The organism is Litorimonas sp. WD9-15 (assembly GCF_050271975.1).
Lineage (GTDB): Bacteria > Pseudomonadota > Alphaproteobacteria > Caulobacterales > Maricaulaceae > Litorimonas.
This window is the reverse complement of record NZ_CP189850.1, coordinates 466,292-478,869: the sequence shown is the minus strand read 5'-3', so window position 1 is coordinate 478,869 and position 12,578 is coordinate 466,292. Positions and strand designations below refer to the sequence as shown.

The 12,578-nt window shown below is 52.0% G+C and carries 9 protein-coding genes; 2 read left to right on the top strand and 7 right to left on the bottom strand.

What is annotated here, in order from left to right:
- Window positions 1–70: 70 nt before the first annotated feature.
- Both infB and ACP9M6_RS02310 read right to left on the bottom strand, forming a co-directional pair.
- Window positions 71–2,662 carry a translation initiation factor IF-2 gene (gene infB / locus ACP9M6_RS02315; protein WP_427453089.1) on the bottom strand — a complete coding sequence of 864 codons (2,592 nt, stop codon included), beginning with the start codon at window positions 2,660–2,662 and terminating at the stop codon, window positions 71–73.
- 185 nt (window positions 2,663–2,847) lie between these two features.
- Entirely contained in the window at window positions 2,848–3,618 is a 771-nt protein-coding gene (locus tag ACP9M6_RS02310; protein WP_427453088.1) for an RNA-binding protein, read from the bottom strand.
- Window positions 3,619–4,007: 389 nt separating this feature from the next.
- Between ACP9M6_RS02310 and ACP9M6_RS02305 the strand changes: the two genes are divergently transcribed.
- Together ACP9M6_RS02305 and ACP9M6_RS02300 are read left to right on the top strand one after the other, a co-directional pair.
- Window positions 4,008–4,406: a UrcA family protein gene (locus tag ACP9M6_RS02305; RefSeq protein WP_427453086.1), complete on the top strand. Its 399-nt coding sequence runs from the start codon at window positions 4,008–4,010 to the stop codon at window positions 4,404–4,406.
- A gap of 1,164 nt (window positions 4,407–5,570) precedes the next feature.
- A complete protein-coding gene (locus ACP9M6_RS02300; RefSeq protein WP_427453085.1) occupies window positions 5,571–6,164 on the top strand; it encodes a thymidine kinase in 594 nt (197 codons plus the stop codon).
- Between the two features lie 54 nt (window positions 6,165–6,218).
- Here the strand turns inward: ACP9M6_RS02300 and nusA are convergent, their stop codons facing one another.
- From nusA to gshB, 5 genes are all read right to left on the bottom strand, one after another.
- Window positions 6,219–7,871 carry a transcription termination factor NusA gene (gene nusA, locus ACP9M6_RS02295; RefSeq protein ID WP_427453083.1) on the bottom strand — a complete coding sequence of 551 codons (1,653 nt, stop codon included), beginning with the start codon at window positions 7,869–7,871 and terminating at the stop codon, window positions 6,219–6,221.
- Window positions 7,871–8,425: a ribosome maturation factor RimP gene (rimP, locus tag ACP9M6_RS02290; RefSeq protein ID WP_427453082.1), complete on the bottom strand. Its 555-nt coding sequence runs from the start codon at window positions 8,423–8,425 to the stop codon at window positions 7,871–7,873. Before rimP ends, nusA begins: the two co-directional genes overlap by 1 nt.
- Before the next feature lie 144 nt (window positions 8,426–8,569).
- Window positions 8,570–9,952, bottom strand: a complete 1,383-nt coding sequence (locus ACP9M6_RS02285) for a CCXG family PEP-CTERM protein (protein WP_427453080.1) — start codon at window positions 9,950–9,952, stop codon at window positions 8,570–8,572.
- Between the two features lie 85 nt (window positions 9,953–10,037).
- A complete protein-coding gene (locus tag ACP9M6_RS02280) occupies window positions 10,038–11,630 on the bottom strand; it encodes a hypothetical protein (RefSeq protein WP_427453078.1) in 1,593 nt (530 codons plus the stop codon).
- The gene (gene gshB / locus ACP9M6_RS02275; RefSeq protein ID WP_427453076.1) at window positions 11,617–12,570 is read right to left on the bottom strand and encodes a glutathione synthase; all 954 of its coding nucleotides are present in this window, start codon (window positions 12,568–12,570) and stop codon (window positions 11,617–11,619) included. Before gshB ends, ACP9M6_RS02280 begins: the two co-directional genes overlap by 14 nt.
- Between the last annotated feature and the right edge of the window lie 8 nt (window positions 12,571–12,578).

The window sequence follows — 12,578 nt, the reverse complement described above, 5'->3', positions numbered from 1 at the left end:
GAATTTTACAAAAAAGCCCTCCCGGATCAATCCGAGGAGGGCTAAATTTTTATAATGATGTAAGTATGGTCTAGTCCAGTGTGCGGTCCAGCATCTCGACGGTGAAGCACTCGATCTGATCGCCTTTGCGAAGATCGTGATAACCTTCAAAGCCCATACCGCATTCCATACCAGCCTGAACCTTTGGCACTTCGTCCTTGAAACGTTTGAGAGTCGACAGCTCGCCTTCATGGATGACAACGTCATCGCGGAGGAGGCGTACACCGGAGCCACGTTCGACGCGACCTTCCGTGACTTTACACCCGGCAACTTTACCGAGCTTGGTAATGTCGAAGACTTCCAGAATTTCGGCATAACCGATAAAGGTTTCGCGACGTTCCGGCTTGAGCATGCCTTCCAGCGCACCTTTAATTTCATCCAGTAATTGATAGATGATTGAGTAATAGCGGATTTCGACGCCCTCGCGCTCGGCCAAATCCTTGGCTTGGCGATTGGCGCGGACGTTAAAGGCGATGATTGGCGCGCCGGCCGTTTTGGCCTGCATGACATCGCTTTCGGAAATACCACCGGCGGCGGCATATACCACGCGCGCGCGGACTTCGTCATTACCAAGATCTTCGAGTGAGGTCTTGATCGCTTGCGCGGAGCCCTCAACGTCAGATTTGACCAGAACGGGGAGGTCGGAAACTTCCTTATTCTGCAATTTCGCCATCATCTGTTCCATGGAGGCCATAGCAGATGGTGCGGAAATTTCCGTCTTCTTACGTTTCTCGACGCGGTATTCCGTGATCTCGCGCGCTTTCTGCTCATCAGAGACGACCGCGAAAGGCTCACCCGGCATGGGTGCGCCGTCCAGGCCCATCATTTCCACGGCGACGGATGGCCCGGCCTTTTTCACAGGCTTGCCCTTCTCATCCATCATGGCTTTGACCTTGCCCCAATGTTCGCCCGCCACAACGACAGCGCCGCGTTCCAGCGTACCGCGTTTGACGAGAAGCGTTGCGACTGCGCCGCGTCCCTTCTCGATCTTGGATTCAATGACCAGACCATCCGAATTACGGGTCGGGTTGGCTTTCAATTCCATCAGCTCAGCTTGGTTGACGATGGCTTCTGCCAAGTCTTGCAAGCCTGTCTTCTCCTTGGCGGAGACGGGAATTGCCTGAACGTCACCGGACATGCTTTCCGTGATGATGTTGTGTTGCAGGAGGTCGGTTTCGACTTTTTGCGGGTTAGCCTCATAGGCGTCCATTTTGTTAATGGCGACAATGATCGGCGTGTCAGCTTCCTGAGCATATTTAATTGACTCAATCGTTTGCGGCATAACACCGTCATCCGCTGCAACGACCAGGACGACAATATCCACAGCCGCCGCACCCCGTGTCCGCATTTCAGAGAACGCGGCATGGCCCGGTGTGTCGAGGACAGTAATCTTATCGCCGGACTTCAGCTCGATTTGATACGCACCAATATGTTGCGTAATCCCGCCCGCTTCGCCGGACGCTACATCCGTCGTGCGGAGGGCATCGAGGAGCGAGGTCTTACCGTGGTCAACGTGACCCATCACGGCGATGACGGGTGCGCGCGGCTTACGGTCTTTTTCATCCGACGGTGTATCATCAATAATAAAGTCGGTTTCGACATCCGCGTCAGAGACACGTTTAACGATATGTCCAAAGTCTTCGACGATGAGTTCCGCGAGATCCGCATCAATCACATCATTGACGGTGTGCATCTCACCTTGGTTCATCAGGTATTTGACAACGGCTGCGCCACGTTCGGACATCCGGTTGGCCAGATCGGCGATCGTGATGGCTTCCGGAATCGTGACTTCGCGTTGGACCTTATCCGCCCCGCGACCGCCACCCCTCTGGCGTTGCTTTTCGCGTTCCCTTGCGCGTTTCATAGACGCGAGAGAGCGTTGACGCTCATCATTACCGGACAGGGCCGACACGATGGTCAACTTACCGCGACGACGCTTGGTTTCACCCTTGGACCGCGTTGGTGGCGGCGCGGCCCGCTTTTTCTTCACACGACCGCCGGCTTTTTGCAGCTCGGTCAGGGCGTCTTTTTTCTCTTCAGGTTTTTTATTCAGCGGTGAGCCAACAGATTTTTTCTGCAGACGCGCAGCTTCTTCGGCCTCGGCTTTTTTCTTGGCAGCTTCCTCTTCTTCGAGGCGCTTCATTTCCTCGGCTTCCGCTTCGCGGCGTTTCTGCTCCAGCAGTTGGCGCTCTTCCTCGACACGGGCGAGGCGGGCTTCTTCTTCGGCTTTGCGCTGTGCGGCGCGTTCTTCCTGCTGCTTCTGCGCAGATGAAAGCGCCTTTTGACGCTTCATATATTCTGCTTTGGATAGGCCAAGGCGTCGCGCGGCCTCTGCAATTTGCGCATCCTTGGTCAGGATGGGCGGCGCTTTTGGTTTGGGCGGCGTAACCGGTGCAGCCGTCTTTGGCGCAGCAGGTTTCGGCGGCGCCATTTTAGGCGGGCTGATCGGCGTCGCGGTCTTGGACGTCGCAGGTTTTTTTGCGCCGGGCCGAACGATAACCTTCTTTTTCTTTTCGACCACAACGGCTGAATTCGGGCCGGAGCGTCTGGCGGGACCACGGTTTGCGCCACCAAGCGTCAGAGGGCGGCGGCCACCGGGTTTTTTATCATTACTATTTGTCATATCATTTTCCTGCGAAGCGGGGCCGGGTCATAACGCCGGGTGGCCGTTTCGCGTAGTGTTCCTTGCTCGCGCGGAGAGTCCGCGTAACTTAAGGGAATTGGCGCATTTGGCAACATCCAATCACCGTCTGCGTTAAAACTGTCTGTCTAGGCTCTTCCGCCCTAGAATACGGCTCTATAGACGCATTAGAAAGCTTCGTGTTGAGCGTCCACCCAACCCTCTGGAACTAACGGAATAAAGCCACTCAAACGTCGCGCGGAAATCCCCAATGATTTTGCCAGCCGCCCATGGGGTAGCGCGCAATGGATAATGGCCTCACGCCCCACGACCGCGCCAATCTCTTGGCTGTCAAAACACCCAATCACGCGGGGTAGGGGTAACTCAACTTCAAAAGCTATCGCTTTGGACAGGGCGCGGATTTTCCCGCGCGATCCTTCCGCCCCGTCAGACGCCTCAATGCGCCAGCCGAGCGCATCGGATCGTGCAGCAGCCATGACTTGGTCAAATCCGATAAATAATTTGCCGGATTTCTTCGCCATCCCGATCAGGGACAGGGTATGACGCTTTAAGCCCGCCTCGACCTGCGCGGGCAGATCATCCGGAAGAGAGACATTACCCTTGAAGCCCCGTTTGAAACCGCCTTTTTTAATGGCCGTCTCTAAATCCTCACGCGTGGAACTCACCCAAATACCCCGTCCGGGCAGTTTGCCTTTAATATCAGGATAAACCGTATTTTCCGGTCCCACGACAAAGCGGATCATCTCCTGTGGGTCGCGAACTTCATTCCGTGCCACGCAACGACGCTCACGCGATTTATGACCGCGCGTATCGAGATGGTCGGGGATGATGATATCGGGTTGGTCGTTCAAGTCGCGCGATATGGGGGATGGGTTGGGGTTTGGCAAGAGGTGAGCCGCGCAGACATTCGCAAAACCTGTCTGGGTTATTATACTCACTCACGTGGCCTTAATCGCCTCAACGATTATATCCAACAGGATTTCCGTATGTTTTATAGGCAAAACCGAAAAATTTTGCACAGCAACTGTCCGATGAAAGTCGGAACAGCACAAAATATTGGCTTCATTTTGACATTTTTTTCAACGGAGGCAATGTGCGACCCATATTACGAATTTGATTATTTTTAGTAGTGAATCCAAGGTAGACAAACAAGCTTTGTCTGGCCTATAAACTCGTTTAACCTATTGTTTTAGCTGTCTATTTTTGCATATCTGCTAAGGCGTCTATGTGGGTTCCGGGATGATTTTTTCGGTCTAAAGAAAAATGGCGGCAAGGGTGTGACCTCGCCGCCCAACGCCTAAAAGCATCGATAGAAAGGACCCATCACATGCTTATTAAACGAAACGTCAATATGCTCTCTCAGATTGGTGCCGTCAATAATTTGGGGCGCGCTCTTGCCTCGGCGGCTATCATCTCCACGCTCGCTCTGGCGTCCACAGCTCACGCTGGCGGCGAAATCCTCGTCGAACGGGTCGTTACAGTTAAATTTAATGCGTCTGAACTTGTCGCGCCAAACGGTGTCGAAGATGTTTATGCAAAAATTGAGAAGAAAGCGATACGCGTCTGCAAAGATGATCGTGCAACCCGATATTATACGGGCGAAACCGTCTCGGAATGTACCAAAGACCTCTTGACCCAATTTATTGAAGCCGCAGATATTGAGTCGCTGCAAGCTTATCACGCCTCAAAATTGTCATCGAAAAGTGAGAAATTTGCGCTTAATTAATGCGGATGATTGACGCGGTTGAACGACCATCCAGATATTTAAGATACATAAATTTAGCGCCTCGCAGAATATAGGTTTTGCGGGGCGTTATTGCCGGAAATCTACCCCTGTCGGACTTAGAGCAAACTTAATTCTCAACTATTTGGTTTTAAATATTCTTAGCCGCGAAGCTTTCCACTGTCATGTCGTGCTTGATGAGGGACCTAAGCCTACTCTCTCAAATTTGCGTTTTGCAAACGATAGCCCCCGCATCACATGCGGAGTGAAAGTTGGTTTTTTACGGCGCTGTAAAGATAATACTCGGTAATGCAAATTTTTAAACCGTAGATTGGCATTTTCTTTTCTAGAAATAAGTGCCTGTCCTAGGTGCAGACCGTGGCCTCGTGGTTTGTTGAAATCATTGCGTTAATCGACCTCCGCGCCTGTGACGGACAAGGCCCCGGTCTGTACTCGGGACAAGCTTATCATCGGGGATTGCAAAAACCTAAAAAGTGCGTCCCCAACCTAGCGGACTTGTGCAATTTTAAGCCTGTCTTCTTTCGCGGGGCGGTCAAGTGTACATTGGCTTAATCGGAAAGAAACGGTGCTTGTCATTAGGTGAAGCCGGGTAATGTCGGTGGAGCTGGGTGGCCTGACGGGCGCGGAGCGTCCGCAATCGACCCTGTGAGTCGATTGCAGCGTAGCGCCGAACCGCTATGCGGTTCGGTTCCTTGCCATTTGATTATCAATCAAATGTCTTCGTCATGAATGGTTTGGTCGTCCGTGCGAAAAGGCATCGCCGCGTGAGACCGGAAGGTTCGAAAACATAACTTATATTTGGTTTGCGATCAGAACCCAGACGACCACGCGGACACCCCGTTTTTATTCGAGAATAAACGAAGCGAAACGGAAACAACTAAGAGATACAGGCGCCAAATGGCGGCGAGGACTACAAGGTCAACGACCACCACTGATGTCATCCTCTACGTGATGCGGGACCTGTCGGTTGCACGATCAAACCTGCGTCATAAACGACAGGCCCTGCATCACATGCGGGGTGACATAGAGGTATGATTTTGTGTCTATCCCAATACGCCTGCCTATAACGCACACATATTTCCGCACTCACATCTGGATTCGCCTCTCCTAAATCAGCATATTCCAGACCGAATCGGGACATCTTTCATGGCTAAACTCTATTTCAATTATTCCGCCATGAATGCGGGGAAGTCGACGATTTTGCTGCAGTCGTCTTACAACTATCATGAACGCGGGATGCGGACTCTGCTCCTGAAGCCTGCGATTGATACGCGGGATTGCGCCCACGGAAATATTGTGTCGCGGATTGGCCTGACGGCTGAGGCTGACCTATTCACACCCGAGACAAATTTAGAAAAACACATTCATAAAGCTCATGTGGCTAATCCCATTAATTGCGTTTTGCTCGATGAGGCGCAATTCCTGACCGAGGATCAGGTCTGGCAGTTATCACGCGTGGCGGATGAAATGCGCCTTCCGATTATGTGTTATGGCTTGCGCACAGATTTTAAAGGCAAGTTATTTCCGGGCAGTGCGGCGCTCCTCGCGATTGCGGATGTCATAAAGGAAATCAAAACGCTTTGTTGGTGCGGGCGCAAGGCGACGATGACCTTGCGCGTCAGCAAGACAGGGGCCGCCGTCACGCGCGGGGCGCAGGTCGAAATCGGCGGGAATGACCGCTATGTCTCGCTGTGCCGGCAACACTGGGTCGCCAAGGAAACGCGTCCGGTCACCTCATAAAAAAGCCGCTCCTCTTTCGAAGAACGGCTCTCAATTTTTACGTAACGGAGGCCCCTAATTAAATAGAGTTTCCGCAGTTGGTTCGGCAGGTGCAGCGTCTTCCGCCACTTCATCTTCGCCCTCTTCAACGTTCGGCTCTAATGCGGAGGCGTCAATCCAACCGGCCTGCACACGGGCCATCATGATGAGGCGGGTTGCGTCTTCTTCCGTCAGTTTGAAGTCTTCGATCATGCCGTCTTCATGGACGCGTTCGCCGTTCTTATACTCAGAATAACCGTTGAGATCATCCGGGACGAGGCCTGCGACGTCTTCGACAGTAAGAACTTCATTTTCGCCAAAGCGCACAGCCATGGGCAGCGTGACGCCTTCAATTTCAAGAACGCTGTCTTCGACACCCAGTTCAACACGTTTCGCGTCCTGCTCGGCGGCGACTTTGTCCAGATATTCACGGGCACGGGCTTGGAGTTCTTCCGCGGTTTCGTCGTCAAAGCCTTCGATGGAGGTCAGGTCGTCAAGTGCGACATAGCCGACTTCTTCCATGGTCTCGAACCCTTCCGAGACGAGGAGTTGCGCGACCATTTCGTCGACGTCCAGTCCGTTCATGAACAGCTCGGAGCGCTCTTGGAATTCCTTCTGACGACGCTCGGATTCTTGCTCTTCCGTGAGTATGTCCAAGGCCCAACCGGAAAGTTGCGACGCGAGACGGACGTTCTGGCCACGACGACCAATCGCGAGGGAGAGTTGCTCTTCCGGCACGACGACTTCGATTTTGCCATTGGCTTCATCGATGACGACTTTCGTAACGGTCGCGGGCTGCAACGCATTGACGATGAAGGTACCCATATCTTCGGTGTAAGGAATGATGTCGATGCGCTCGCCTTGCAGTTCATTGACGACGGCCTGAACGCGGGAGCCGCGCATACCGACGCATGCGCCGACGGGGTCGATGGAACTGTCGTTAGAATAAACTGCGATCTTGGCACGGGAGCCAGGATCGCGGGCGACACCGACGATCTGGATGACGCCTTCATAAACTTCCGGCACTTCCTGCGCGAAGAGTTGCGCCATGAATTGCGGATGGGCGCGGGAGAGGAAGATCTGGCTGCCCCGCGGTTCTTCGCGGACATCCATGATGTAAGCGCGGATGCGGTCACCGCCCTTGACATTTTCACGCGGCAGGGCCTGATCCCGGCGGATGACGCCTTCGGCGCGGCCGAGATCGACAATGATGTGACCATATTCGACGCGCTTGACGATGCCGTTGATGATCTCGCCGACACGGTCTTTGAACTCGAGATATTGACGCGCGCGTTCGGCATCGCGGACTTTGCCCATGATGACCTGTTTCGCCATTTGCGCTTGCACCCGACCGAATTCCAGCGGCGGAAGTTGTGTCGAGATTTCATCACCGATCTCGGACAATTTATTGTCCATTTTGGCGGTGGAGATCCCGACCTGAGTCGTTTCGTTCTCGATCTCGTCATCGGCGACGATGGTGATGACGCGTTTCAGCGACTGCTCACCCGTGGCGGGATTGATCTTGGCGCGGATGTCCTGTTCTGCGCCGTAGCGAAGACGGGCGGCCTTTTGAATGGCTTCCTCAATCGCTTCGAGGACGATGGACTCGTCAATGGATTTCTCCGTCGCAACCGCTTTCGCGATCTGGAGGAGTTCGAGTTTATTGGCGGAAATTCCTGCAGTGGACATTATGTGTCTCCGTTTTCAGCAGTGGGGTTATTTTGTTTCTCGGCTTCGGCTTTGGCTTTTTGGCCGGCCTCAATCAGCTCATCCGTGATCAGCAGCTTGGCTTCGGAAATCCAGTCAAAGGGGATGGAGGCGGTGCTGTCCGTCTCGCCGTCCAGATTGATGTCCACATGGCCGTCTTCAACACCGGCCAGCACGCCGCGAAAGCGCTTCCGGCCCTCGACGAGGCGGTCTAGTTCCAGCTTTGCGAGATAGCCCTCGTAGGTCGTGAAATCGTCCAGCGAGGTCAGCGGGCGGTCCAAACCGGGGGAGCCTACCTCCAGCATGTAAGCGTCCGCAATCGGGTCCTCGACCTCCATAATGGCGGAGAGTTCGCGCGACAGCGCGGCGCATTCATCGACGTGAATTTGGCCGTCACTGATGCGCTCGGCCATGATCTGCACGGTCCGGCGCTTGCCCGCCATGACCCGCACCCGCACAATGCGCAGGCCAAGGTCTGCCGCAATCGGCTCGGCAATGGCGAGAATCCGCTCGTCAGTATTTGTCTTGGTCTTCATCGAGTGAAGCACCTTTCCGCCTGATTTCAGGCAATAAAAAAAGCGACCCGAGGGCCGCCCTGTCGGCATCTTGTGCCGCGGGATTGTTTTTGTTGAACGCTATCTAGGTCAGGCGAACGGATTTGGCAAGCCCTCCCTTCACCCTCAATTAATGCGTCCCAAAATGCGGATGGAAAAACCCGGCTTGTCGCCACTGTCATTCGGGTTGAACACGCCGCTCGGGCTGAACCGGACATGGGTGACCGTGTCGTCAAAAGGCGAAGCGGGTATGTATGTAAAGTCGATTCCGTCCGTCGAGAAGGACACGCTATCGCCAGCATCTGTCGGCCCGCCATAGGTGAAGCTGAGGCCGGAGGAAATCGCACCGTCTGTGAATTGGAACACGCCTGTGCCGACGGTCATCAAGGACACATCGGGCGGAAAAACATCGGTCAGAGCAATCGTCCCCGCATCGACAATTTGACCCGGATTTTCGACATCTAAATCATAACGCACAATTGCGCCGGGGATGAAATAATCTGACGGGCTGGAGGCATCCATTTGCAACGTCTTGGCGGCGTCCAAAACTGTGCTGCAACTCTCGGCAGACGCTTTTGAGACGGTCACCGTCGTCGCGATACATTGCGAGGCGCGGAGCGTGAAATTGCTTGAAGACAAATCCTGCCACCCACCGCCTGCGGGCGAGAGGGCTTGGAATCCGGTCGGACCGTCGCAGCATCCCTCAAAGCCGAGCGCTTCATAGCGATGCCAACCTTCGGGGAGGACAATCGTGCCTTCTAATGTCTCATTCGTGTTGCCGTAATTATTTGCCCACCAGAGATCGTCATTCCATTGTTCTTCCAATTCCTGACCCCGCACATAAAGATGCCCGCCGCGTCCGAAATCCCCGCCATAGCGAAATCCCCATGTGCCCTCTGTTGCCGCCGTGACATTCAAGACCGCGCTGACGCACCAGCCATAATTGCCATTGGTTCCACCAAGGGCGCGGTTGTTCAATCCGGAAATCGTCGTGCGGACGGAATTATCGACATCCGTTGTGGCTGCCGCAAAGGCGGCCAATCCATCCGCCGGGCTGATGGGGTCTGCGCTGGAGACGCGACTGTGCAAACGCACGCCAATATCGGGAAAGACCGCGCTGGCATTATTGCCGGAGGGTAGGCTTTCATCGCCGAGATAGATGTAAAGCGTCTGGCTCGCCCCGGCGGCTATGGCGGGCAGGCGCACATAAAAGCTCGCGGTCCGCGCGATCTCGTCCCAGCCCGCGACGACGAAATTGACGGGCGTCAGATCATCGGCGAGGAAGACCCGCGCATCATCGCCCGCCATAGAGAACACATATTCGCTCGGGATATCGGCACTCGTCAGGTCAATGCGGATTTCCGCATCATGCCCCAACGGCCCCGCCGTAATCGTGACGGGAATGCGGTGGCGCAGGCTACAACTCTGCTCCGGCCATTCGGCAAAAGCAGGCCGGGCCTGAAAATTGACACCAAGAAGCCCGAAACAAACCAGAAAAAGCCGAGCCAAAGCCCAGCCTCGAGAATAGGATATTCTCTGCGTCCACATGCGCGGGAGGGTGGGGGATTATGGTTAAGGAGGGGTGAAGGGGTAATTAAAGCAGAGGTGGCTGAGAGACAATATTTACTTCATCACCATTGGCGCCGTATTTTCTAACTAGTTCTATTGTGTCTTGATGATCACAGACATTTTTGTCCAAAAACTTCGTATAGTCATCTTCCTCAAGCCCTTTTCTTAATCTTATTGCTTTGGATGAAGTAAGTTCATGGCATGAAATTTTCCATTTCGAATTTTCAAGTTTTAATGTGGCAGATGCACGAAAAGAAACAGCAAATTCTTCTGTACCAATGCTGAATGAATAACAAAAACCAATGTATTTTATTTTGTTGGGATTGCTCAAACTTGCACTTTCATCGGTAGTAAGAGTGACATCACCTAAAGCGATTAATTCTTTTTGGGGACTTAGAATTTCACTAGCAAGAAATATATCCTGTGAGTTTACAGAATTGAGCTTTACGAGATACGGTTCATGGCCAGTTTCCTCCCAAACAGATAGGATGCATTTTGCTAAACTCAACCAACCAAGAATATCAAGATTAGTATCAACGTCAGTATTTTTTTCAATATCAAGTTCAATTGATACGTCATTATATTTAAAGCTTAACAATCCTTTTTGAGGGCTAGATAGCAATGTAAGGAACTTCATTGTATCGTAGGCTTTCTTGACATCTATGAGTGTTTCCAAAATAATCTCTGCATTTAAAGTAAACTTTCCTTCACCTTTGTTCGGCTTTGAAACAAAGGTGAAGAGAGAATTAGAAAAACGATATTGCCACTCTTCATTTTCCATGGGTAGAAAGTCTGATGAAGTTATTACGCCTTGAAGACTCACAGATTGATCTTTTTTCTCAATGGTTGCCGATACTTCTTCAATTCCACTTGGCTTAACAAATATTTCGGTGTTTGAAAGTTTACCAAAGAGTCCTTTTGAAGGTAGAGTAATTCCGAATCTGTTTTCAAATTCCTGTAGTTCTAATACAGGTATCGGTTTGTCTCCCATAAATCCTGAGACTAAATCTGATAATTCAATTTCCGCTGTTTGAAATTGAATTTGATGCCTCGATTTATCGTAACCACATTCTTTTTTAAACTCTATTTTCTTTTTAGTGTAGTCATCTAAATCGTGGGTGACTACTTTTCCTAGCTTAAAGCCTATGCTCTCAGTTAAATAGTTCGCCCTTAACCCTTTTGAAAAAGGGAAGTTTATGACTGATTTATTAGGGGATTTATTTTTGGCAGTGCAGTTTCTCAACCTTTTCAAAATGTATTCGATCCAAAATTCATTGATATGAAAGAGATATATTTTTTCTAAATCGTTTGAATCATTAAATACCATTGCAACAACAAATGATGGTTCAGCTTTGTCGACTAATTTTTTCGCGGAAGAAAGGCTTAGCGTAACTTGCTTGTGCTTCTTATTGGTCGACTTGATTTGTAAAAAAGCTCGCTTTTGAGAAGGCGTTTTATCGTATGAAATTTCTACTGGTTCTTCTTCGGGCCAGTAAATTTCTAGGTCTCCGCCATTAATATCAGGGACTGGTTTAGTAGATGCGATATTTTCAGATAATAGTTTTGCCCTTAATGTACTCTCGCCAAGTTCTCCTAAATTTTGATTAGAAATATTCACTATTTTTACTCTCAATCGCATTCCAACACGCCGCAACAGCATCTACCCCGCTAAAGCGTTTCAATTCCTGCACGCCCGTCGGGCTCGTAATATTAATCTCAGTCATTTTATCCCCAATCACATCAATACCCACCAAGATCTGACCCCGCTCTTTCAACATCGGGCCAATCGCGCGGCAGATGCGGAGGTCGTCTTCTGTTAGTTCTGTCGGGACGGCTTTGCCGCCGACATGCATGTTGGAGCGGGTTTCGCCTTTTTGCGGGACGCGGTTGATCGCGCCGATGGGTTCACCGTTAATTATGAGGATGCGTTTATCGCCTTTGGAGACATCGGGGAGGAAGGCTTGGGCGATAATCGGTTCGCGGGAGCTTTCCATGAACATCTCAAAGATCGAGCTGTAATTCGGATCGCCCTCTTTGACGCGGAAAATCCCCGCGCCGCCATTGCCGTAAAGCGGCTTGAGGATGATGTCTTTATATTCAGCGCGAAATGCATCAATCGCGATCTTATCGCGGGAGATGAGCGTCGCGGGCATGAGATCGGGATAATCCAGCGGCAGGATTTTCTCCGGGCAATCGCGCACCCATTTCGGATCATTCACGACGAGGGTTTGCCCCTCCAGCCGTTCCAGCAAATGGGTCGCTGTGATATAGGACATGTCAAAAGGCGGGTCCTGCCGCATCCAGACAACGTCAATATCTGTCGCGAGGTCGATCAGTTCCCGCTCGCCGAAAATGGCGGGTTGGCTCTGATCGCGCTGCACCGTCATCGGGCGCGCGCGGGCGAGAATTCTATCGCGGTCATAGGTCAGATGTTCCGGCCCATATTCCCACATCGTCCAGCCGCGCGCTTGCGCTTCCTCGGCGAGGGCGAAGGTCGTGTCTCCGTTAATGTCAACGGATTCCATCGGGTCCATTTGGAAGGCGACGTGTTTTCTCATGGTGGCAG

Excerpts from the sequence above, each read along its gene's own strand:
- infB (WP_427453089.1), bottom strand. The coding sequence starts at position 2,662 with ATGACAAATAGTAATGATAAAAAACCCGGTGGCCGCCGCCCTCTGACG.
- ACP9M6_RS02305 (WP_427453086.1), top strand. The coding sequence starts at position 4,008 with ATGCTTATTAAACGAAACGTCAATATGCTCTCTCAGATTGGTGCCGTC.
- ACP9M6_RS02300 (WP_427453085.1), top strand. The coding sequence starts at position 5,571 with ATGGCTAAACTCTATTTCAATTATTCCGCCATGAATGCGGGGAAGTCG.
- nusA (WP_427453083.1), bottom strand. The coding sequence starts at position 7,871 with ATGTCCACTGCAGGAATTTCCGCCAATAAACTCGAACTCCTCCAGATC.
- rimP (WP_427453082.1), bottom strand. The coding sequence starts at position 8,425 with ATGAAGACCAAGACAAATACTGACGAGCGGATTCTCGCCATTGCCGAG.
- gshB (WP_427453076.1), bottom strand. The coding sequence starts at position 12,570 with ATGAGAAAACACGTCGCCTTCCAAATGGACCCGATGGAATCCGTTGAC.